The organism is Pseudomonas sp. AU12215 (assembly GCF_001675465.2).
Lineage (GTDB): Bacteria > Pseudomonadota > Gammaproteobacteria > Pseudomonadales > Pseudomonadaceae > Pseudomonas > Pseudomonas nitroreducens.
On record NZ_MACM02000041.1, the window covers coordinates 18,139 to 41,369 of the forward strand.

Annotated in this window: 19 protein-coding genes; 6 read left to right on the forward strand and 13 right to left on the reverse strand. The window is 65.0% G+C overall.

What is annotated here, in order from left to right; genetic code table 11:
* The first annotated feature begins 200 nt into the window (after window positions 1-200).
* The 6 genes from A9513_RS10435 (at window position 201) to A9513_RS10460 (ending at window position 8,315) form a co-directional block, all read left to right on the forward strand.
* Complete coding sequence (locus tag A9513_RS10435) at window positions 201-2,054, forward strand: DUF1302 domain-containing protein (RefSeq protein WP_024762793.1); 1,854 nt, start codon at window positions 201-203, stop codon at window positions 2,052-2,054.
* A 26-nt stretch (window positions 2,055-2,080) separates the two neighbouring features.
* Window positions 2,081-3,439, forward strand: a complete 1,359-nt coding sequence (locus A9513_RS10440; protein WP_065084691.1) for a DUF1329 domain-containing protein — start codon at window positions 2,081-2,083, stop codon at window positions 3,437-3,439.
* A gap of 209 nt (window positions 3,440-3,648) precedes the next feature.
* A complete protein-coding gene (locus A9513_RS10445) occupies window positions 3,649-4,554 on the forward strand; it encodes a LysR family transcriptional regulator (protein ID WP_024762795.1) in 906 nt (301 codons plus the stop codon).
* Between the two features lie 120 nt (window positions 4,555-4,674).
* The gene (locus A9513_RS10450; RefSeq protein ID WP_065084692.1) at window positions 4,675-5,868 is read left to right on the forward strand and encodes a M20 aminoacylase family protein; all 1,194 of its coding nucleotides are present in this window, start codon (window positions 4,675-4,677) and stop codon (window positions 5,866-5,868) included.
* The gene (locus tag A9513_RS10455; protein WP_065084693.1) at window positions 5,865-7,139 is read left to right on the forward strand and encodes an MFS transporter; all 1,275 of its coding nucleotides are present in this window, start codon (window positions 5,865-5,867) and stop codon (window positions 7,137-7,139) included. Before A9513_RS10450 ends, A9513_RS10455 begins: the two co-directional genes overlap by 4 nt.
* Window positions 7,140-7,205: 66 nt before the next feature.
* Window positions 7,206-8,315 carry a M14 family metallopeptidase gene (locus A9513_RS10460; RefSeq protein WP_065084694.1) on the forward strand — a complete coding sequence of 370 codons (1,110 nt, stop codon included), beginning with the start codon at window positions 7,206-7,208 and terminating at the stop codon, window positions 8,313-8,315.
* Between the two features lie 144 nt (window positions 8,316-8,459).
* On the opposite strand, the gene A9513_RS35430 is transcribed toward A9513_RS10460, so the two are convergent.
* The 13 genes from A9513_RS35430 to A9513_RS10525 all read right to left on the reverse strand — a co-directional run bounded on the left by A9513_RS35430 (window position 8,460) and on the right by A9513_RS10525 (window position 23,155).
* Window positions 8,460-8,639, reverse strand: coding sequence for a hypothetical protein (locus A9513_RS35430; protein ID WP_024762799.1), 180 nt, complete (start codon window positions 8,637-8,639; stop codon window positions 8,460-8,462).
* 165 nt (window positions 8,640-8,804) lie between these two features.
* Window positions 8,805-9,251 (reverse strand): hypothetical protein, encoded by a 447-nt coding sequence (locus A9513_RS10470; protein WP_024762800.1) that lies wholly within the window; start codon window positions 9,249-9,251, stop codon window positions 8,805-8,807.
* Window positions 9,252-9,592: 341 nt separating this feature from the next.
* Entirely contained in the window at window positions 9,593-10,951 is a 1,359-nt protein-coding gene (locus A9513_RS10475) for an OmpA family protein (RefSeq protein WP_065084695.1), read from the reverse strand.
* A gap of 176 nt (window positions 10,952-11,127) precedes the next feature.
* On the reverse strand, window positions 11,128-12,921 hold the full coding sequence (locus tag A9513_RS10480; RefSeq protein WP_065084696.1) for an acyl-CoA dehydrogenase: 1,794 nt from the start codon (window positions 12,919-12,921) through the stop codon (window positions 11,128-11,130).
* Between the two features lie 122 nt (window positions 12,922-13,043).
* Entirely contained in the window at window positions 13,044-14,480 is a 1,437-nt protein-coding gene (locus tag A9513_RS10485; RefSeq protein WP_065084697.1) for a patatin-like phospholipase family protein, read from the reverse strand.
* Between the two features lie 74 nt (window positions 14,481-14,554).
* Complete coding sequence (locus A9513_RS10490) at window positions 14,555-16,063, reverse strand: wax ester/triacylglycerol synthase family O-acyltransferase (RefSeq protein WP_065084698.1); 1,509 nt, start codon at window positions 16,061-16,063, stop codon at window positions 14,555-14,557.
* A gap of 30 nt (window positions 16,064-16,093) precedes the next feature.
* Window positions 16,094-18,076, reverse strand: a complete 1,983-nt coding sequence (locus A9513_RS10495) for an alkyl/aryl-sulfatase (RefSeq protein WP_065084699.1) — start codon at window positions 18,074-18,076, stop codon at window positions 16,094-16,096.
* Between the two features lie 53 nt (window positions 18,077-18,129).
* Window positions 18,130-18,954, reverse strand: coding sequence for an SDR family NAD(P)-dependent oxidoreductase (locus A9513_RS10500; RefSeq protein ID WP_065084700.1), 825 nt, complete (start codon window positions 18,952-18,954; stop codon window positions 18,130-18,132).
* Window positions 18,955-18,965: 11 nt separating this feature from the next.
* The gene (locus A9513_RS10505) at window positions 18,966-19,385 is read right to left on the reverse strand and encodes a MaoC family dehydratase (protein WP_024762803.1); all 420 of its coding nucleotides are present in this window, start codon (window positions 19,383-19,385) and stop codon (window positions 18,966-18,968) included.
* Window positions 19,386-19,399: 14 nt separating this feature from the next.
* Window positions 19,400-19,840: a MaoC family dehydratase N-terminal domain-containing protein gene (locus A9513_RS10510; RefSeq protein ID WP_024762804.1), complete on the reverse strand. Its 441-nt coding sequence runs from the start codon at window positions 19,838-19,840 to the stop codon at window positions 19,400-19,402.
* Window positions 19,841-19,858: 18 nt separating this feature from the next.
* Window positions 19,859-21,046 carry a lipid-transfer protein gene (locus A9513_RS10515; RefSeq protein ID WP_024762805.1) on the reverse strand — a complete coding sequence of 396 codons (1,188 nt, stop codon included), beginning with the start codon at window positions 21,044-21,046 and terminating at the stop codon, window positions 19,859-19,861.
* 19 nt (window positions 21,047-21,065) lie between these two features.
* Window positions 21,066-22,205, reverse strand: a complete 1,140-nt coding sequence (locus A9513_RS10520; protein WP_065084701.1) for an acyl-CoA dehydrogenase family protein — start codon at window positions 22,203-22,205, stop codon at window positions 21,066-21,068.
* A 122-nt stretch (window positions 22,206-22,327) separates the two neighbouring features.
* Window positions 22,328-23,155, reverse strand: a complete 828-nt coding sequence (locus tag A9513_RS10525; protein ID WP_065084702.1) for an enoyl-CoA hydratase/isomerase family protein — start codon at window positions 23,153-23,155, stop codon at window positions 22,328-22,330.
* Between the last annotated feature and the right edge of the window lie 76 nt (window positions 23,156-23,231).

Below are 23,231 nucleotides of genomic sequence, written 5' to 3' on the forward strand. Positions count from 1 at the left end.
CGCAATAGCCGTCGGTTATCGCTCGCGGAGCTTCGCGCGGGGGGATGGTCGCGAGCTTGCATTCTGGCTATGGGCATCACTTTTTTTCAGAAGTCAGGCTCGTGACCGCGCTCTTACCATGCGACCGCCTACCGGCCGACGAGCCGGGGGCAGGGGTGGCGCGGCTTGCCGTGACCAGCACGATCCAGGCGGAGAGCAGCATGAAAAGAACAATAACCGGCGCCGCAGGCTTCAGGCCGCACGCGCTGGCGCTGGCGACCAGCATGGCCCTTGGCGGGGCAACTTCGGCTCAGGCGGTGAGCTTCAACGTGGGGGAAATCGAGGGGCGCTTCGACTCGACGCTGTCCATCGGTGCGAGCTGGGCGATGGACAGCCCGGACAAGAAATTCATCGGTACCCGCAACGGCGGCACGGCGTCCAGCCAGACTTCCGACGACGGCCGCCTGAATTTCAAGAAGGGCGAAACCTTCTCCAAGATCTTCAAGGGCCTGCACGACCTGGAGTTGAAGTATGGCGACAGCGGTCTGTTCCTGCGGGGCAAGTACTGGTACGACTTCGAGCTGAAGGACGAGCATCGCCCGCTCTACGATATCGACGACAGTGGTCGAGACAACGCCGCCAAGTCCTCCGGCGTCGAGCTGCTCGATGCCTTCATCTACCACAACTACGACTTCCGCGATCTGCCCGGTACCGTGCGTCTGGGCCGCCAGGTGGTGAGCTGGGGCGAGAGCACCTTCATCCAGAACGGCATCAACTCGATCAACCCGGCAGATGTCGCCGCGCTGCGTCGTCCCGGTTCCGAGGTGAAGGAAGCGCTGATCCCGGTGAGCATGCTGTATTTCAACCAGGGGTTGACCGACACCCTGTCCATGGAGGCCTTCTACCAGCTCGAATGGGAGAAGACCGTGCCGGACAATTGCGGCACCTTCTTCGGCAGCGATGTGGCGGCCAAGGGCTGCGACATCAACATGGCGGTGAACGGCAGCGACTTCGACCGCGACATCGACGGCACCGGCATCAGGGGTGGCTATGGCTACGTGCCGCGAACCAGGGACCATGACGCCCGCGATGGCGGTCAGTTCGGCGTGGCGTTGCGCTGGATGGTCAATGACACCGAGTTCTCCGCCTACGCGATGAACTACCACAGCCGCACGCCGACCAGTAACTGGGTGGTGGGCAAGGGCGCGCTGGCCGACCCGGTGGGGGGCCTGATCGGGCAGGGCGGGCGCAGCACCGCCAGCTGGTACCTGGATTACCCCGAAGATATCCGCCTCTACGGCCTGGGCTTCAACACCACCTGGGGCAGCACGGCGGTGCAGGGCGAGATCAGCTACCGGCCGAACATGCCCATGGGCATCAACTCAAGCGACGTTTCCGGTGCCGCGACGCTCGGCTCCGCGGCGACCAGCCCGCTGGTCAACGGCGGCCTGCCGATCTTCTCCAGCGGCTGGGCGGACTCGAGCTACGGCTCGCTGATCCAGGGCTACAAACGCCTCCCTTACACACAGGCGCAGATGACCTTCACCAACACCTTCGACCAGATCCCGGTGATCGGCGCCGAACGCCTGACCCTGGTCGGCGAGATCGGCTTTGGCCATATCGCCGACCTGGGCTCCACCGACGGCTCGGACCTGCGCTTTGGTCGCAGCAGCGTCTATGGCAATGGCGAACTGGCCAGCGCCGGCACCTCCGCGTTGCTGGGACTGTCGGGCAATGCGATCTGCCAGAAGGTGGTGAACACCGCCAACCCCGGCCAGTGCGACGACAAGGGCTTCTACACCCAGAATTCCTGGGGTTACCGCGTGCGCGCCGGCCTGGAATACAACGACCTGATCGGCGGCATCTCGTTGCGCCCGAACCTGGCCTTCTCCCACGACGTGGAAGGCTACGGCCCGACCTTTAACGAGGGCGACAAGTCAGTCAGCGTCGGCGTCGATGCCGAGTACCTGAGCCGCTACACCGCGAGCATCAGTTACACCGATTACTTCGGCGGTGATTACAACGTCAACACCGACCGCGACTTCCTCGCCGTCAGCCTGGGCGTCAGTTTCTGATGCCTATCCGTCCCAGAGGTACAAGCATGAACAACAAGCAATGGTTGCAGGCGGGTTGCCTGACGCTGAGCCTGCTCGCCGGGCAGGTCATGGCCGCGGTCGGCGCCGACCAGGCCGCGCGCCTGGGCAATGAACTGACGCCTGTGGGTGCTGAAACAGCGGGCAACGCCGATGGCAGCATTCCAGCCTGGACCGGTGGCCTGGCGCCCAATGCCGGCAAGGCCGACGCTGGCGGCTTCCTCGCCGATCCGTATGCGGCCGACAAGCCGCTGTTCACCATCACCGCGCAGAATGCCAGCCAGTACCAGGACAAACTCACGCCCGGCCAACTGGCCATGTTCCAGCGTTTCCCGCAGACCTATCGCATCCCGGTCTACCCCAGCCACCGCAGCGCGAGCTACCCGCAGGCGGTGATCGATGCGGCGAAGAAGAACGCCACCGCCACCTCGCTGGCCGAAGGCGGCAACGGCCTGACCAACTTCCAGATGACCGTCCCGTTCCCTATTCCGCAGAGCGGCCTGGAAGTCATCTGGAACCACGTTACCCGCTACCGCGGCAATGCGATGCTGCGCACCACCGCGCAGATGAACCCGCAGACCAACGGTGACTACACCATCAGCTACATGAAGGAGCAGTTCGCCTTCCCGTTCGGGCTCAAGGACTACGACCCGGCGAAGATGAACAACATCCTCTACTACTTCCGCCAGGAAATCCTCTCGCCGCCGCGCCGCGCCGGCAGCGTGATGCTGGTGCTGGAGACCATCGATCAGGTCAAGGAACCGCGCATGGCGTGGATGTACAACGCCGGCCAGCGCCGCGTGCGCCGCGCCCCGCAAGTGGGCTACGACAGCCCCGGCGCGGAAGGCATGCGCACCTACGACGACTTCGACATGTTCAACGGCGCGCCGGATCGCTACGACTGGAAACTGGTGGGCAAGAAGGAGCTGTATATCCCCTACAACAGTTTCGCGCTCGACTCGCCGACGCTGAAGTACGAGGACATCGTCAAGCCCGGCCACCTCAACCCGGACCACACCCGCTACGAGCTGCATCGCGTGTGGCATGTGGTAGCGACCCTTAAGCCGGGCCAGCGCCATATCTACAGCAAGCGCGACCTGTACATCGACGAAGACAGCTGGCAGATCGCCGAGGCCGACGCCTACGACGGTCGCGGCAGCCTCTGGCGTGTGTCCGAGGGCCATGCGCGGCCGTTCTATGACCAGCATTTCACCTGGCTGACGGCGGAGACCCACTATGACGTACTGTCCGGCCGCTATACGGTGTCCGGCCTGCGCAACGAAGAGAAGAGCAGCTACGACTTCGCGGTGCAGTCGAGCAGCAACGACTTCACGCCCAACGCCTTGCGCGCCACGGGTATCCGCTGACAGCGGGCTCTACTGGCGCTCACCGGCGCTCCTTGTGTTTATCAGCGGCCTTCGGGCCGCTTTTTTTTCGCCTGCGCCTCGCTCGCTCCTGCAAATTCATGCGAACACGACCCGCCGGTCCCGCTCCGTTTACCAACCGTTACTCACGCAGGCCTCGTTTTTGCTTTATGTTCGGACCTGTTACCGATCCCCGAGCCGTCGTTCAAGCCATGAAGTTGCATCAACTCCGCGCCATCGTCGCCATCTGCGAGAGCGGCAGCATCCAGGAGGCTTCGCGCCTGCTGCATATCTCACAGCCCGCCCTGTCCAAAAGCATCAAGGAGCTGGAGGCCGAGCTGGGCGTGCCGCTGCTGGTGCGTTCCAACCGCGGCATTACCGCCACCGAATACGGCGAGCGCCTGGTGCGCCGGGCGCGCCTGGTGGTGGAGGAGGTGCGCCGCGCGCGGGATGAAATCGAGACGCTCAAGGGCGCGATGGACGGCCGCGTGGCCATCGGGGTGTCGCCGGTGACCCCCAGCCAGCAGTTCGCCAGTTGCCTGCTGCGTTACCGCAAGCGCTACCCCAAGGTGCAGTTGCAGATCAGCGAACTTCGTCCGGCCAAACTGCTCGAAGGCCTGCGCGAAGGTCAGCTGGATCTTGTGCTCACCTCGCAGCCGGCCTCGCGCAATGTCGATGGTTTCCACTGGCAGGAGCTCTACGCCCAGCCCACTACGTTGGCAGTTCGCAAGGGACATCGACTGCGCAGCGCCCGCTCGCTGCACGAACTGCTCGACGAGGAATGGCTGGTGCCCGACTCGCTGGATGTCTCCCTCGCCGGGCAGATGTTCGAGCAGTACCAGGTGCGTTATCCGGAGCGTGTCATCGAGTGCGCCTCGGTGGTGCTCTACGCGGAGCTGGCGGCCAATACGGATGCGGTGAGCTTCTGGTCGCGGAGGGTGTTCGACCTGCCCATCGTGTCCAGCACCCTGGAGGCGCTGGACATCGCCGAGACCGTGCCGGGCACCGACATCTCCCTGGTCTGCCGGCCGCCGGAGCTGATGACCCGCGAGGCGCAGACTTTGGTGGACGAGCTGGTCTACGCCTTCAAGGGCCCGCACCTGCGCAAGGCCGACTGATTCTGGCTCGAAAACGGCCGTCGATAACCAGCCTCGATAAGCATGCGTGAAGGTCATTATTCAGCATCGCGCGCGTGGGGCATCCTGCCGGCCACATCAGAACAATGAGCAGGATGCGGCATGAGTCAGCACCCCACGATAGAAAGACTTGCGGCAAGCACCGAGGACTTCGCGCGGATTCGCCGGGACCTCCACCAGCATCCCGAACTGGGCTTCGAGGAGGCGCGCACCAGCGCCATCGTCGCCGGCTACCTGCGCGAATGGGGCTATGAAGTCCATGAGGGCATCGGTGGTACCGGTGTTGTCGGCGTACTGCGCCAGGGCAACAGCGCGCGCAGCATCGGCATTCGCGCCGACATGGATGCATTGCCCATCGACGAGGCCAGCGGTGTCCCCTACGCCAGCCAGCACGCCGGGCGCATGCACGCGTGCGGCCACGACGGCCATACCGCCATCCTGCTCTGTGCCGCACGCGACCTGGCCGAGCAGCGCCACTTCGACGGTACCCTCAACCTGATCTTCCAGCCCGCCGAGGAAACCCTCGGCGGCGCCGTGGCGATGATGGACGATGGCCTGTTCGAGCGCTTCCCCTGCGATGCGGTGTACGCGCTGCACAATGCGCCGGGCCTGCCGGTCGGTTGCTTCCTGACCCGCGAGGGCGCGCTGACGGCATCCTCCGACCGCGTGTCGATCCGCCTGACCGGTGTCGGCGGTCATGGCGCCATGCCGCACCTGACCAAGGACCCGATTGTCGCCGCCGCCGAACTGGTACTGGCACTGCAAAGTATCGTCGCGCGCAATGTGCCGTCCACCGAAGTGGGCGTGGTGACGGTCGGCATGCTCAAGGCAGGGGAGGCGGCCAACGTCATTCCCGACCATGCCGACCTGCGCCTGAGCGTACGCGCTACCAGACCCGACGTGCGCGAGCTGCTCAAGCGGCGCCTCGGCGAGATCACCCGTGGCGTTGCCGCGGTGCACGGCATGGAGCTGCAGTACGAATACGAGGAGCTGGTGCCGGTGCTGGTCAATACGCCGGACGAAACCCGCCTCGCCCGCGAGGTACTGACCGAGCTGGTCGGTCCGCAGCGCCTCCTGTCCGAGATCCCTTCGGGCTTCCTCGGCAGCGAGGATTTCGCCTGGATGCTCGAGCGCCGCCCCGGCTGCTACATCGCCCTGGGCAACGGCAACAGCGGCCCCAGCGGCTGCATGGTCCACAATCCAGGCTATGACTTCAACGACGCCGCCATCCCCTTCGGCGCTGCCCTCTGGGTGCGACTGGTGGAAACCTTCCTGGGCACGGGGGCCAGAGCATGAATCGACGTAATGGGGTACTCATTCTGTTGATGCTGGTGATGGTCATCAGCGTGCTGGACAAGACCATATTCGCCTTCGCCGGCGCACAGATCATCGACGAACTGAAGCTCTCGCCGACAGAGTTCGGCTTTGTCGGCAGCGCGTTCTTCTTCCTCTATTCGATCTCCGGCGTGCTGGTGGGCTTCCTCGCCAACCGCTTCCCGACGCGCTGGATTCTCGCCGGCATGTCCGTGGTGTGGATGGCCTCGCAACTGGTCGTGGCGCTGTCCAGCGGCTTTGCCGCGCTGGTCGCCGGGCGCCTGTTGCTGGGCGCCGGCACCGGCCCGGGCACGGCGGTGACCCAGCATGCCTGCTTCAAGTGGTTCGGGCCGAAAGAGCGTGTATTGCCCTCGGCGCTGATCCAGGTGTCGATCATGCTGGGCGCCGTGCTCGGCGCGTTGAGCCTGCCGCTGGCGATCCAGCATTTCGGCTGGCGCACCGCGTACTTCCTGTTGGCGTTGCTCGGGCTGGTCTGGCTGGTTGTCTGGCTGATCTTCGGCCGGGAAGGGCAGCAGACCGAGCAAGAGGGGCCGGGCGCGTCGCTGCGTCTGCCGTACAGTCGCCTGTTACTGAACCGCAGCTTCCTCTGGATCACCCTGATGGGCTTCCTCAGCTATTTGCCCACCGCGCTGGTGTACAGCTGGGTGCCGGTCTATCTGCAGAAGGGCCAGGGCATGACGCCGATGCAGTCGGGTTACACAGTGATGGTGGTGACGGTCGGGGTGATACTTGCCAACCTGCTGCTCTCGACGCTGTCGCAGCGGGCCATGCAGCGCGGCACCTCGGTGCAGCGCGCCATGGTGCTGCCGCCGATGGCCTTTGCGGCGGTCGCCGGCATCGCCTTCTGCGCGCTGACCCTGCTGCATGGCGATCGTCTGGCGATCCTGGTGCTCTATGCACTGGGCGCCATCCTGGTGAACGTCCTGCCGACCTTCTGCAACACCCTGGTCGCCTATATCGCCCCGAGCTCACAGCGAGGTTCGATGCTGGCGATCCATATCGGCGGCATGACCAGCGCCGGCATGCTCGCGCCATGGATAGTCGGCCAATTGGTCGAGCTGCGCGGTGGTGACATTGCCCATGGCTTCGAGACGGCGCTCGGCCTGTTCGGCGTGCTCACCGTCGTCTGCGCCATCCTCGGCTGCCGGATCATCGCTCCCGAGCGCACTCGCCAGTCCCTGCAGGGCGGGCACAGCGAAGCGCCGCTCCCCGGTGCTGTCGGCCACGCCTGATCTCTTTCAAAGGGCCCGCATGTCGGGCCCATATTCCTGACTCGAATCCAATCATCCGGAGTGGTGATGAAGCCGTCTGCCTGTTTTTCCCAGAGCTACGCCGAGGCGCGTGGCAAGTTTCTCGCCGCCTGCCTGTCCGCCGGCCTGGTCGTCGAGTCCCACCGCCACCCATTGCCAGGCCGAGATGGCGAACCGCTGGCGCTGGATGTGGCTCGCGGCGGCCCAAGCGATGCGCAGAACCTGCTGATCATCAGCAGCGGCTGCCATGGGGTGGAAGGCTTCTGCGGCTCGGCGGTGCAGATCGCGCTGCTCAACGACCCCGATTGGCTTGAGCTATGCGCCAAGGCCGATTGCGCGGTGCTTTACCTGCATGCCGCGAACCCCTATGGATTTTCCTGGTGGCGGCGTTGGACCCACGAGAACGTCGACCTGAATCGCAACTTCATCGACTTCTCCCAACCGCGCCAGCGCAACCAGGCCTACGCAACATTGGACCCGATCCTGATACCGCGCCGCTGGCCATCTTTCGCCAGCCACCTGCGCCTGCTGCGCTACGCCATGCGCCATGGGCGCAAGCGATTGCAGGCGGCCATTTCCAGCGGCCAGGACAGCCACCCCAACGGCCTGTTCTATATCGGCGCCAAACCGACCTGGAGCAACCAGGCGGTGCGCCAGGTGCTGCGCCAGCATGCACGTCAGTGTGCTCGCCTGGGTTGGATCGACGTGCACACCGGCTTGGGCCCTAAGGGGCATGGCGAGCGTATCTACGTGGGGAGTGACGACCCGCGAACGCTGGCGCGCACGCGTCGCTGGTGGGGAGCCGAGGTGACTTCTGCGAGGGAAGGAGGATCGGTGTCGGTGCAGTTGCAGGGGCAGATGATCCTGGCCGCCGCCAGCGAGTGCCCGCAGGCCGAGCTGACCGCCATCGCCCTGGAGTACGGCACGCTGCCAGGGCTCAAGGTCCTCAAGGCGCTGCGCGCCGACCAATGGCTGGCCAACAATCCCGGCGTGCCGGCAGACAAGGCCCGGCGTATCCATCGCCAACTGCGTGATGCCTTCTACGTCGACGAGGATGGCTGGAAGCGCCAAGTGCTGGAGCAGGCCGGCCAAGCGGCGCGGCAAGCCCTTGCCGGGCTGGGCGAGTCTCAGGCACTGCCGGCGCGCGCGTCGAGGTAGCAGACGGTGATGCACCGCGCCCCTTCGGGAGCGGAGCTGCCGGTCGGCCATGGGTTTTCCCTCGACGTCGAGACTAACGCCTCCAGCCACTACCGCTGCATGCGGGCAGGCCCAGTGGCTTGGGAAAACGCTGGGGGGATCGGATCAGCGGCCGGGCAGCATCGGCGTCAGGTGCAGGATGTTCAGCAGGTGCGGAACGCGTAGCGGGTAGCAGGCCTGCAGGCGCACCCGCGCCTCGGAGAGGGTCATCTGACGGGAGAACGAGCGCAGCACAGTCTTGCCCAGGCAGTGACCGTCCTGAAAATGCACGAGGAATTCATTCATGGCAAAGCGACAACGAGGAAACACGCACGAGGAGGCGCACAGGGCGCGAATAATAGCGGCTTCAGCGCGTTCATCGTTGCCATAAATCATCCTTTGCAGGAACTGTCCGACGGAACGCTTTGTCCGCCACCGGCCGAATCGACGACCGGAGGTGTCGGAAATGGCCTAGAGCCCGGAGGCATGCTCGTAAGAGTAGTCCAGGCGCAGAACGTTGTAGTCCAGGCGCATGCCGAAGGCGTGCATGAAGAAGGCCTCCAGCTGCAGCTCCAGCGAGCGCGAGGTCAGCGTGGCCAGGCGCGCGCCCTGGCGGCGCGTGCGGCGGTTCACGGCGGTGAATTCCTCGTGGACTATGCCCTGGGCGGCCGGGTCGGCAATCAGGCGATAGCAACTGTCCGGCAGGTCGTCGCGCTGGGTGGCCGACAGGCTGAGCTCGGGGTGCCCTTCGGCATTGGTGATCAACTCCACGCAGCAGCGCAGACCTCGGTCGCGGGCGAAGCGCGAGGCCTCTTCGAAGGCCGGCAGGGCCTTCTGCAGGACCTGGATCTCGAAGGCGAGGAAGAATTGCTCGTCGAATTCAACGTCCTGGGTATCGCGGGGTGCCTGGTTCAACATCGCCGGCATCTCCTGTGTCGATGAAGCCATGAAACGTCCGGAAGCGACCGTCGGGATCGCCGAAGTTTCGTCATCGCGGCATTGCGGATACAACGCACACAGTCAGTCGGCAATGCCATTTGCCTGAACGAAAGGCCATCTCACTGAAGCCACGCAGGACTGTCAACGAGCATTTCCATATAAGAACGGCCCCTCGCAATAGCCAAGCGTTCACCTCGGAGAGGCGAGACCAGCCGGTGGCGCGATTGGCGTGGTCAACACGAGGTGTAATGAAGTCTTTACAGAGAATGGCCGCCCATCCTTGATTCGGATGGGCGGCCAGGACGGCTGTCTACTGCGCGTCACTCACCTTGAACGGTGAACTCGATGCGGCGGTTCTTGGCCCGGCCTTCATCCGTCGCGTTGTCGGCAATCGGCTTGCTGGAGCCGTAGCCTTTGGCGATCAGCGAGGACGGTTGGACGCCCAGCTCCACCAGCTTCGCAACTACGGCGTCGGCACGTTTCTGGCTCATGTCCAGGTTGCCCTGGTCGGTACCGACGCTGTCACTATGGCCGCTCACCTCGATGTGCGTTCCCTGCGGGGCGGCCTTGATCGCTTCGGCGGCGCGGGAAAGGATTTCCAGGCTGTCGGCGGTGATCGCGTTGGAGTTGGTATTGAAGTAGACATTCATCAGGTTCAGCGCCTGAACCAGGTCCTGGGCACTGAAACCGGCTTGCAGTCCCGCCAAGGCTGCGGTCGCGCGCTCCCACAGGCCACTGATGGAGTAGCCGTTGAACAGCGTACGCAATTGCTGGCTGATGTCGAACCGCTTGTCTTCCGGCAGAGCCGATGTATCGATGGACAGCTCGTCGCCGTCGAAGCCGATCTTCAGGCCACTGGCATTGAGTTTCGGCAAGGCGGCGATGAGCCTGTCCAGCCAGTCGGCCGGCAAGGTCTGCGGTTCGACCTGGATATTGCCGGAGAGGTTGCTGGCGCCGAACTGGGCATTGAGCGCATCCCATAGCCGTTGCTTGTCCGCCTCACTCGCCAGGCGGCCATGAACGGTGATGTGGCCGTCCTGATTCGCCAACTGGAATTGAGCGGGCTCCGGTGCCGGCTGCACAGGCTCCTGGACGGCCGTTTCCTCCACCACCGGCGCAGGTACATTCTGCGTTACCGGAGCGGGGCTGGTGGGCGGGGTTTGCTGTGCCAGCAGAGCAGGGCGGCATTGGCTGATCGCCATGATGAACAGGGCGATCAGCAGGGCGAGAATCAGCCAGAACACCCAGCCCAATCCTTCGCGACGAGTTTGTTGAGGGGTTTCGTTTTCGCCGATAAGGACTGCCAGCGGCGCCGGCAGGGTGCCGGGGATGGGGTATCTGCCGTCGGTGGTGATCAGCGCAACTAGCCTGGGTAGCGTTTCCGCACCTGCCATGTTGACCGCTCCCGGAGTCACACCGAGCAACTGGGCGATACGGTTGCTTTCCTGCTGGCCGAAACCTGCGCTGAACTGGTCGGGGTGCAGAACGTGGTCCGCTGGGTGGGCACCGATCCACGATTGCAACAGATCGCCAAGTCCTGCGTCCTCGAAGCGCTTCGTGAGCCCTGCGAAGCCGCCAGTGCGAGTGTTGACGAGCGAGTCCGCCAGCAGGCCGACAAAACGTCCGGCCTGGTTACCCATGCCCCGCTGGGCGGCCTGGTGAATGAGGGTGTCTAGCATCAGAATCTCCGTGGGAAAGGATGCCGGTCCGTGCTTGTGCCGCGGACCGTTTAGCTCGGCGCAATTCCGTGATGAGCCGAAAGCGGTCTCATTCTTGGATGCACCACATGCCGAGTCAGTCAGTCATTTCCCATTTGGATCATCTTCATGCCGCAATTCGCCAGGCGCCGCGGGTTTCAGAACGAGAAGTCTTCCATCGTCAGGGCTGCATCTCCACCGTCCGTGATCGTTTGCGCCAGCCCTGGCGCGCGCGTGAGGTAGTGCCCGGCATAGAACTGAGCAGTGCGCAGTTTGGCGCGGTAGAACGCGGTATCGCCGGTTGCCTCAGCCAGGCGCTGCCGGGCGACCTGGGCCGAGCAGGCCAACTGCCAGCCACCGCCGACGATACCGAACAGCTCCAGCAGTGGAACCGAGCCCAGTACGACCTGACGTGGCTGCTCGGCATAGTGCTGGACGACGAACCGCACGGCATCGTCCAGGGCGTTGATCGCGGAGAAGAATCGGTGGCGGATGGCGGCCAGGGCCGGATCGTCATCCGGTAGCAGCCGCTGGACATCGCGCATGCGGGCGATCAGGGCGAATGCGGTGGCGCCCTTGTCACGGGCGATCTTGCGGCCGATCAGGTCGCTGGCCTGGATGCCGGTGGTGCCTTCGTAGATCGGCGTGATGCGGGCATCGCGCAGATGCTGAGCGGCGCCGGTCTCCTCGATGAAGCCCATGCCGCCGTGGACCTGCACGCCGAGGGAGGCGATATCCACGGCGTTCTCGGTGCACCAGCCCTTGAGCACCGGGATCATCAGCTCGACATAGGCCTGCCGCTCCCCGCGCACCAGGGCGTCGGGGTGGCCTTGGGCGAAGTCGGTGGCCAGTGCGACATCGCAGGCCAGGGCGCGCATGGCCTCGATCCGCGAGCGCATGGACATCAGCATGCGGCGTACGTCCGGATGGCGGATGATCGCGGCCTTGTCACGGCCGGGCGCGCCGATCTCGCTGCCCTGCACGCGCAGCCGCGCGTAGGCTGCGGCGCGCTGGTAGGCGCGTTCGGCCAGGCCGACGCCTTCGATCCCCACGGAGAAGCGGGCGGCATTCATCATGATGAACATGTATTCCAGGCCGCGATTCTCTTCGCCCACCAGCCAGCCCGTGGCACCGCCCTGGTCGCCGAACGCGAGCACGGCGGTCGGGCTGCCGTGGATGCCGAGCTTGTGTTCGATGGATACGCAGTGCACGTCATTGCGCTCGCCGGGGGCACCATCGGCATTCAGCAATACCTTTGGCACCACGAACAGCGAGATGCCTTTCACGCCTTCGGGTGCTCCGGGCACGCGGGCCAGCACCAGATGGACGATGTTGTCGGTGAGGTCGTGCTCGCCGTAGGTGATGAAGATCTTCTGCCCGAACAGCTTGTAGGTCCCGTCACCCTGCGGCTCGGCTCGGGTGCGCACGGCGGCGAGGTCGGAGCCGGCCTGGGGCTCGGTGAGGTTCATGGTGCCGGTCCACTCGCCACTGACCAGCCTGGGCAACCAGGTCTGCTTCAGTTCTTCGGAGCCACGCAGTTCGATGGCCTCGATGGCGCCGCGGGTCAACATCGGGCACAGGCCGAAGGCGACGTTGGCGGCATTCCACATCTCCTCGACCAGCGCCGACACCAGTCGCGGCGCACCCTGGCCGCCGAAGTCAGGCGGGCAGGAGAGGGCGTTCCAGCCATTGCTGGCGAACTTCCCGTAGGCGTCGCGCCAGCCGTCGGCGGTATGGACTGTGCCGTCATTCCACTTCGCGCCCTGGCGGTCTCCGATAGCGTTCAGCGGTGCCAGTACGCCCTGGGCGAAGCGGGCGGCCTCATTGAGGATCGCGTCGACCAGTTCGGCGCTCATGTCTTGCTGGTTGGGCAACTGTTTCAGGCTGTCGAGCAGTTGCAGCTCACGCAGGACGAACTGCATGTCGCGCAGCGGGGCGCTGTAATCACTCATGGTGAAACTCCTGTCCGGGGGGCGTGGCTGTTATCCCTGGCCGCGGCGAGGGAAACGTCGGTCACCAACGCTTGAGACCGATGCAAGGCGGCGAAGGTGCCGTCGTCGTGCGGCGCAGACCGTCAAGCCGTCCAGTGGCGGGCGCGCAGGATGCCGTCCAGGGTGCGGCTGATGGCGGTGCAGTTGCGCACCATCTCCATGCGCTCCCAGGTCGCCTGTTCACCCTCGCGCAGCAACTGGCGCAGCTCGCCCAGAGGCATGGGGGCCAGCAGCTTGAGCGGGTTGTGCCAACGCTTGCCGAGGAAGATGTTGATATCGGCGATGTAGTCCTGCACCAGCACGCTGTAGCTCAGGTGCTGCCAGCGGGCGAGGGTGGGATTGCGGATGCGCAGGTGGTCGCGGCCCAGCCGCAGCAGGTGGGTGGCGACGCCCTTGCTGAGGCGTATCTGCTGGTTGAATGCACTCTGCAACAGGTTCGGCTGGGCGTTCGGGTTGGGGGTGAAGAACAGCGCGGCGGGATTGGCCATGCTGGAGATGAAGTGGTTCACCCCGTACAGGCGACCCAGGCGCTTGGCGGGCAGATCGTCGAGGAAGGAACCGTCGATCCACTGTTGTTCCGGCAGGTAGGGCACTTGGACGCCCGCTGCATTCTTCGCCTGCAGCGTTACCGGCGGGTAGATGCCGGCAATGGCGCAGGAGGCCATGACCGCCGAGCGCACCAGGACCGTCGGTGCGGTGATGGCGTTGAGCAGGCGCGGCGCCTGGCGCGGTTCCAGCCCGGTGACGGTGATGTTCAGGTGGCGACCGCTGACCTTGTAGGCTTCGGCGAAGGTCAGGTCGGGAATCAGGCGCTCCAGGTAGCTGGCCAGGTCGCCGGCTTCCAGGGCGGGGCGGGTCCTCGGCCGGCGTTTGCCGGCCCGGCCTTCCGGATGCATCAGCAGGAGTTCCGGCTGCAGCTTGTCGAGCATTTCGCTATCGGCGTGGGTGCAGGCGATGGAGGCGAGGATGGAGCCGGCACTGGAGCCGGAGATGATGCTCGGCAACATGCCTTCCTCGAACAGTGCCTTGAGCACGCCGGCATGGAAGTAGCCCAATACTGCACCGCCGCTGAGCATCAGGGCGGAGCGGCCGAAGCACTGGCTGGCGCGGAGGAAGAAGTCCTTGCGCTCGTCCAGCGCGATGACACTCTCGTCGAGGGCGTCGATGGCCTGCAGTGCCAGGCAGACTTCCTCGATGTACTGGTGGATCAGGTGCTTGGTGCCCAGGTTGGCGTGGCCATAGAGCACGGCCTTGCCCATGCCGGCGAGGTTGCCGTGGATACCCTCGTTGAGGACGAACATGAGGTTCGCGTAGGCGCCGGCGTTGCGCATGCCGCGCAGGCGCTCCATGCGCTGTCGCACCGTGCGGTAATCGTAGTCGCTGGAAACTTCGTTGCCGCGCCAGTCGTCCATGCCGGTCGCGTGGTCGAGGGCGGCGGCGTGTTCCGCCCATTCCTGGTAGCTGTGGGCATGGTCCATCTTGTCGCTCAATTGCCGGACCGCTGACTTCTGCCTGAACATCGGGACTCTCCCTGTTCGCTGATGGATGACGGCGGCGCGCGGGGCGTCCCTGCTTTTCACGCGCCGCCGCAGTTTTACTCGGCGCTCGGCTCGGCCGGTTGCGAGGCGGGGCGCTTGCGCGGGGGCGCCGGGCGCTTCGTCGATTGGCTGGCCGCTTCGGCCCCGCGCTGGTGTGCCAGGGCCAGGTACTCCTCGGTCGATTCCTGAAGGCTTGCCATGTACACATCCATGTCCGGCAGCATCTGCCGGTCGGCCAGTACGCCGAGGATGATGTTGCCGTAGAGGCTGGTGATGCCGTGGCTCAGGCCCATGCCGTCGAACACCGGCACTATGGGGTAGGTGGCGAGGATCTCGGCGCCGGCGAAGTACTTCTTCTCCGCGCCGTTGGTCGGGCCCGGCACGTTGGTGATCAGGGTGTTCTGCAGGTGGAAGCGGCTCACGTAGCGGACCTGGTTCTGCAGCCAGCCGCCGAGCATGCGCATCGGCGCGGGCAGCACTTCGCCCATGGAGGTGATCAGCTCGTGCATCACTTCCTTGGCCAGCGGTGCGCCGCGCTGGGTGCGCTCGGTGATGGCCTGCAGGCGCAGTTGCGGATCTGCCATGTCGGTACCCATGCCGATCAGCATCATGGAGATCAGATTGCCCATGTCGCGCCGGGCGCTTTCCGGACGCATCGCCACCGGGCACAGGGCTACCAGCGATTGCTCCACCGGCAGCGCCTCGCGCCGCAGCAGGTAGCGCCGTAGCCCCCCGGCGATGATGGCGATGATCACGTCGTTCAGGGTGGCGCCCTCGGCGCAGCGGCGGATCTGCTTGAGATCGGCGATCGGCCATTGGGTGGCGCCATAGCTGCGGTGTGGAGAAATCTGCGCGTTGAACAGCGTGCTGGGCACACGGTTCTGGTCCGGGCTGGCATCGCCGCGCAGCTGGGCCGCCAGTTGCAGGCTCTTGCGCGCGATGCTGAGGCTGGCCTTGGCGCTGCGCAGGGACTGGCCGAGCAGGCGCGGGACGGTCTTGGCCCACATCTGGGTGCGGGTGGGCAGGCGGTCGCTGACCGGCTGGCGGTAGGTGTTCTCGTCAAAGTCGATCTGGTCGTCCATCAGCAGGGTGGTGATCTCCACCCCCGACTTGCCATCGACATAGGCGTGGTGCAGCCGCAGCAGGAGCGCAAAGCTTCCCGGCGGCACGCCCTCGACGTTGTTCAGACCCTCGATGACGGTGATTTCCCAGGGGGCCCGTTCCATGTCCAGGGTCCGCGACATCGCCCGGGCGGTGAAGATGCACAGTTGCCGCCAGTCGCCCGGTTGCGGCAGGCCGACATGGCGGATGTGGTACTCCAGGTCGAAGTTCTTGTCTTCCAGCCAGTAGGGGTCGTCGAGCCGCAGCGGCGCGTGTTGCAGGCGGCGGCGGAACAGCGAGGTGCTGCTCAGGCGGCTGTTGATGTAGCGGATGATGTCCTTGTGCCGGACCAGGCCATTGAGTGCGGAGTTCTGATCGCAGATCCACAGGCCGCCGATGACCATCGGCTGATGGGGGGCATCGGAGTAGAAGAACTGTGCATCCATGGGGGTAAGTTGCTTCATGCCTTGTGTCCTGTGTCGAAGTGGCTCGCGTCAGGGAGTGACGATGTTGAACTGGGGAGCGGGGGTGTCGATCATTCCCAGGAAGACGCCCAGGGCCTTGCCGTCGCCGTCGAGCTTGATGTCGCCTTGTTTGATGGCGGTGGGGAAGTCCAGTTTGCGCAGGCTGATCTGGTCCAGCGTGGCCTTGGCCAGGGTGATGGTCACAGTGGGGCTGGCGTTCTTCTCGTTATCGCGATGGGTGAGCACGCCGTTGCGCAGCGTCACGGCATAGTCCCTGGCCAGATCGGTGAACACCCAATTCATCACCATGTCGTGGCCCTGGGCTTTATCCGAATCCAGGCGGATCGCCAGGAAATCGAAGAACTGTCCCGGCTCCATGCTTCTCACCACATCGGCCTTGGTGGCACCCGCGTCGTACTGCGGTACGCCGTTGCGCAGCTCCATGGCACCGGTCAGGTAGATGTTGCGCCATAGGGCGTTCTCGGACTGGTAGCCCAATTGCTCCAGGGCATCGGCCTGCAGCTTCTTCGCCTCTTCGTTCTGCGGCTGGGCGAAGACCAGGTGGTTGCCCAAGGTGGCGGCCCAGCGGTAGTCGCCCTGGTCGATGGCGGCGCGGATCCGCTTGAGGACGGCATCGGCACCGCCCATCGCGTCGACGTAATGGGTGCCCGCATCCACCGGCGTCAGCGGGTCGAGGTTGGCCGGGTTGCCATCATAGAAGCCCAGGTAACGCTGGTAGACAGCGCGGGAGTTGTGGCTGAGCGAGCCGTAGTAACCGCGGGTGTACCACTTCTTCTCCAGGTCCCCCGGCAGCTTGTCCATCTTCTGGGCGATCTCGGTAGAGGTCAGGCCCTGGTTCATCAGGTGGACGGTACGGTCATTGAGGAAGGCGTACATGTCGCGCTGGTCGGCCAGCAGCGTACGGATGCGCTCACCGCCCCAGGTCGGCCAGTTGTGCGAGACGAACATGACATCGGTCTTGTCGCCGTAGCGTTCCAGGCTGGCATCCAGGTACTGCGACCAGGCCTTGGCGTCACGCACCAGCGCGCCGCGCGGTGTGAGAATGTTATGCATCATCTGCGTGCTGTTCTCGGACATGCACAGCGCGCGATGCTGCGGGAAGTAGAAGTTCATTTCCGCCGGCGCTTCGGTGCCGGGGGTGAGCTGGAACTCGATCTCGATATCGCCGACGGTGTGGGTTTCGTATTCCTTCTGGATCAGGTCCGTCGGCGCGATCAGGGTGAAGGTGCCGCCCGAGGGCAGCGCCTTGCCCATGCCGATGTCGACCTGCCCGCGTTCGCCGCGCGGCAGGAAGGTGCCGAACTGGAACTGCGAGCGGCGGCTCATGGCGTTGCCGACGAAGATGTTCTCGCTGATGGCATGTTCCATGAAACCGGACGGCGCAAAGATCTTCACTTTGCCGCTCTTCACGTCGGCGTCGTCGACGATGCCGCGCACGCCACCGAAGTGATCGCCGTGGCTGTGGCTGTAGCCGACGCCAACGATGGGCTTCCTGGGGCGGTGCTGATAGTAGAGGTCCAGCGCGTTACGCGCGGTCTCGGCATACATCAGCGGATCGATGATGAACAGCCCGTCCTTGCCTTCGACGATGGTCATGTTGGCCACGTCCATCCCGCGCAACTGGTAGATGCCGTCCGCCACCTGGAACAGGCCCGCATGGTTGTTCAGCTGGGCAGTGCGCCAGAGGCTCGGGTTGACCGTCTCCGGCGCCTGGTCCTTGTCGAGGAAGTCGTGGGCCTGAGAGTCCCAGATCACCTTGCCCGCCGCATTCTTCACCTGGCCCTTGTAGGGCGCGACGAGTCCCCGCGTGACCGACTCGTAGTCGGTACGGTCGCTGAAAGGCAGCACCTTCAGCACTGCGGCGTTCTTCTGTGCGGTGATCGGGCTGGCCGGCTGGCTACCGTTGGGGTCGCCTGCTTGCAGAGGCAGGCTCGCGCTGGCGGCGATGAGGCCGGCCAGCAACGTCGAGGGCAGGGTGATCCGGGTCTTCATGCGGGACTCCGTGTTCTTGTTGTTTTTTTCGATGAGGGTAAGCGGCGTGGCGGTTATTGCAGGTTCCCGGCCACGGCAACGGTTTGCGCGGTGATGTAGTTCGATTCCGGCGAGCAGAACAGGTACACCGCGTCGGCCGCCTCCTGCACCGTGCCCGGGCGCCCCAGCGGATTGCGCTGGGCGAAGGATTTGGCGACCTCGGGGCTGATGCCCACGCGAATATCGCGGCCATCGATGCTCACCGTCGCGCCTGCATGGGCATCGGCACGGGTCATGCGGGTCTCGATGAAGCCGAAGGCCACGGCGTTGACGTTGACCTTGAAGCGCCCCCACTCGCGGGCCAGTGCGCGGGTCATGCCGGCCACGCCGGCCTTGGCGCCGCTGTAGTTGAGCTGGCCGGCATTGCCGTTGAGGGCCGACACCGAGGAGATGTTCACCACCTTGCGGAACACTTCTTTACCGGCCTCGGCCTCGGCCTGGGCCTGCGCCTTGATGATCGGATAGGCCGCGCGGAAGATGCGGAAGGGCGCGGTCATGTGGCAGTCGAGAATGGCGTACCACTGCTCGTCGCTCATCTTCTGCACCACGTCGTCCCAGGTGTAGCCGGCGTTGTTGACGATGATGTCGATAGCCTTGAAGTGCTCCATCGCGGTGCGGATGTAGCGCTCGGCGAAGTCCGGTGCGCTGACGTTGCCGTGGCAGATCGCCGCCTGGCCGCCCAGGTCGCGGATCATCGCGGCGGTTTCCTGCGCGGGCTCCAGATCCAGGTCATTGATCACGATGCGCGCGCCTTCGCTGGCCAGCTTCAGGGCGATGGCCTGGCCGATGCCGCGTCCGGAACCGGTGACCAATGCCACCTTGCCGTCGGGTTTTGCCATGTGCTTGTTCCTCACTGCAGGGCGACGATGGCGTCGCCGACGATCTTGGTTTCGCCGTATTGGTTGGCGGTCTGGATTTCCAGCTTCACGCGACGCTCACCGTCGGCCTCGAACTTCTCCACCACCTTGCCGGTACAGGTGATCTGGTGGCCAAGATGGGTGATGCCGGCGAAGCGCACGCCGAAGCTGCGCAACTGACGTTGATCGACCCATTGGGTGAGCAGCCGGCCCAGATAGGCCATGGACAGCATGCCGTGTGCGAACACGTCGACCATGCCGGCCTTGCGCGCGTAGTCGATGTCGATGTGGATCGGGTTGTGGTCGCCCGAGGCCCCGGCGAACAGGGCCAGGGTGGTGCGGTTGATCGGTGCCAGGGTCAGTGGCGGCAGGCTGTCGCCAACCTGGACGGAATCGAAGCGGATTGTGCTCATGAGTGGTCTCCGGTTCAGCCGTTGCGATGGACGAGGGTGGTGCGCAGGGTCGCCACGTGCTCGCCGCGCTGGTTGGTCACCTTCGACTCGCGCACCACGAAGCTCAGCGCGCCGCCTTTCTTGTCGTAGATGTCGGTGATGCGCACGTCGTAGTGCAGGGTGTCACCGGCGTAGGCCATGCGGTGGTAGGTGAAGGACTCTTCGCCGTGCAGGATGCGCGAGGAAATGATCCCCAGCTCATCGCGCCAGGCCTGGTTCGGCATCTGGAAGGCGAGGGAGAACAGAAAGGTCGGCGGCAGCGGCAGGGCAGGGTGTCCCGCATCGCGCGCCGCCTGCTCGTCGAGATAGATCGGGTTGGTTTCGCCGATGCTCTTGGCGAAGAAGCGCAACTGGCCAGCTTCGGCGGTAGCGCTGAAGGACGGCAGGACTTTGCCGATGTGTTTCTTGTCGATCATCTGGTAGGTGCTCCGACGTCAGTTCTTCTGGTACACGGTGACCACCCCGGCACCACCCAGGCCGAGGTTGTGCTGCACGGCGATGCGGGCGTTCTCCACCTGGCGATCACCGGCGCTGCCGCGCAACTGGTGGGTCAGCTCGTAGCATTGCGCTAGGCCGGTAGCGCCCAGCGGGTGGCCCTTGGAGAGCAGACCGCCGGACGGATTGACCACCCACTTGCCGCCATAGGTGTTGTCGCCGTCGTTCACCAGTTTCTCGCCTTCGCCCTCGGCACACAGGCCGAGGCCTTCGTAGGTCAGCAGTTCGTTCTGGGCGAAGCAGTCGTGCAGTTCGATGACGTCGATATCGTTCACGCCGATACCGGCCTGCGCGTAGGCCTGCTGCGCGGCGAGGCGGGTGACCTCGAAGCCGACCACACGGATCATGTCGCGCGTTTCGAAGGAGGCGGGGATGTCGGTGGCCATGGACTGGCCGGCGATCAGTACGTCGGTGCGCAGGCCATGTTTTTTCGCGAAAGCTTCGGAAACCACGATGGCCGCGGCGGCGCCACAGGTGGGTGGGCAGGCCATCAGACGGGTCAGCACGCCGGGCCAGAGCACCACGTCGTTCATCACCTGCTCGGTGGTGACCACGTTGCGGAACACCGCCAACGGGTTGCGCGCGGCGTGGCGACTGGCCTTGGCACGGATGGCGGCGAAGGTTTCCAGCTTGGTGCCGTACTTCTGCATGTGCGCGCGGCCGGCGCCGGCGAACTGGCGAATGGCGTTGCTCGGTACATCGACACCAGTCACCAGTTCGCTGACAACGGCGTTGGCGCGCTCCAGCGCCGCCGGGCGGTCCGTCCAGGCGGACTTCAGGGCGCCGGGGTTCATCTGCTCGAAGCCGACCGCCAGGGCGCAATCCACGGCGCCGCTGGCGACAGCCTGGCGGGCGAGGAACAGGGCGGAAGAACCGGTGGCGCAGTTGTTGTTGACGTTGAGTACCGGAATGCCGGTCATGCCGGCGTGGTACACGGCTTTCTGGCCACAACAGGAGTCGCCATAGACGTAGCCGGCGTAGGCCTGTTGTACCAGGCGATAGTCGATGCCGGCATCGCTCAGCGCCTGTTGGATCGCCTGGGCCGCCATGACGTCATAGAAGTCGCTGGTGCCGGGTTTCTTGAACTGGATCATGCCGACGCCGGCGACGAATGCTTTCTGGCTCATGGTTGTTGTCCTTGTGTGATCAGAGCTTGCGCGAGATGAGTTCACGCATGACTTCGCTGGTGCCGCCGTAGATGCGGTTGACGCGCATGTCGACGAAGGCGCGGGCCACCGGGTACTCGAGCATGTAGCCGTAGCCGCCATGCAACTGGACCATCTCGTCGAGCGCCTTGCCCAGGGTTTCGGTGGCGAACAGCTTGGCGATCGCCGCCTCTTCCAGGGTCAGGCGGCGACGCATGTGCTCGGCCAGGTAGTGATCGATCATCAGGCGCACGGCGGTGGCCTGGGCCTTGATGTCGGCGAGCTTGAAACGGGTGTTCTGGAAGTCCCAGACGGTCTGGCCGAAGGCCTTGCGGCTCTTCACGTATTCCAGGGTGTGTTCGAGCACGGTCTCCAGCCGGGCGGCGGCGGAAACGGCGATGGAGAAGCGCTCCTGCGGCAGCTCGCCCATCAGGTAGGCGAAGCCCTTGCCTTCCTCACCCAGACGGTTGCCGACCGGTACGCGCACGTTGTCGAAGTAGAGCTCGGCGGTGTCCTGGGCGTGCTGGCCGACCTTGTCCAGCTTGCGGCCACGCTGGAAGCCCGGACGGTCGGTTTCCACCGCGATCAGGCTGATGCCCTTGGAGCCGGCGTCCGGGTCGGTCTTGCAGACCACGATGACCAGGTCGGCGGTCAAACCATTGCTGATGAAGGTCTTGCTGCCATTGATGACGTACTCGTCGCCGTCGCGGATGGCGCTGGTACGCACCGCCTTGAGGTCGCTGCCGGTGCCCGGTTCGGTCATGGCGATGGCGAGAATCAGCTCACCGGAGCAGGCACCGGGCAGCCAGCGCTGTTTCTGCTCTTCGCTGCCGCAGCGGGCGATGTAGGGGGCAATGATGTCCGAGTGCATGCCCAGGCCGTTGCCAGACAGCCCGGCCCGGTTGAACTCCTCGTTGTACACCGCGCTATGGCCGAAATCGCCGCCGCCGCCGCCGTACTCCACGGGCAGAGTGATGCACAGCAGCCCTTCGCGGCCGGCCTTCAGCCAGATATCGCGGTCCCATTGCCCAGCCTGGTTCCAGGCTTCCTGGCGTGGCACGCATTCGCGCTCGAAAAAGCGTCGCACCGTGGTGCGGAAGATCTCATGGTCGTCGCGGAAGACGCTGCGCTCGATATGCACGGAAGGCTCCTGACTGCCCGACCGGCGCCGCCGGTCACTGTTGTCGTATTGCGCGAAAGGGCGCGATGGTTCGTTACGTTAGGGGTGGGCGCCGGGTGGCTACTCCACCCAGGCTGGGTGGCTCAGTCGCGGTCCCAGTCGTAGCGCGACGGCTCGCCGCGCAGGAAGGCGGAGACTGCTTCGTCGTGATAAGGCGCAGTGGAGGCGACGCCCTGGGCCAGGCCTTCCAGTTCGGCCATGGCGTTCCAGTTCGTCTCGTAGCTTTGGTTGAGCAGGCGCTTGCTCATGGCGATGGCATCGCGGGGCGAGGTCAGGAAACGGCGGGCCAGACCTTGAGCCGCGGCGGGCAGTTCTTCCTGGGTGTGGATCGAATGAACGATGCCCAATTCGCGGGCTTCTTCGATCGAGACGCGGCGGGCGCTGAACAGCAATTCCTTGGCCTTTTGCAGGCCGACCGCTCGGGGCAGTGTGTAGAGCGCGCCGGAGTCCGGCACCAGGCCGAGCTTGGCGAAGGGCATGCAGAACGAGGCGCGGTTGGAGGCGACGATGAAATCCGCCAGCAGGGCAATGGCGAATCCGGCGCCGTAGGCCGGCCCGTCGACGGCGGCAATCACCGGGATCTCCAGGCCGCGTAGACGTTCCAGCCAGCCATGCAGGCGGCGGATGCGCAGGCGCATGGCGTTGGCTGAGTTGACTTCCGGGTCGGTGCTGATCTGGCGTTCCTTCAGCGACTTGATATCGCCACCGGCGCAGAAGCTGCCGCCAGAGCCGGTGATGATCAGCGCGCGCAGGTTACGGTCGGCTTCCACGCGGTCGAGCATGTCGGCGTAGTCTTCGCGCAGGTCCAGCGAGAGTGCGTTGCGCGCGGCGGGTTTCTGGTGGGTGAAGGTAGCGATGCCGTCGGCAATGGCCAGCTGGGACTCGCGAAACTCGATCACATCGGTGCTCATGGCGGATCCTCGGGAAAGGTTCCAGCCATGCTCGGCTGCGTTGCAGCCGACGCCGCCACCCGTTGCGGGTGGCGGC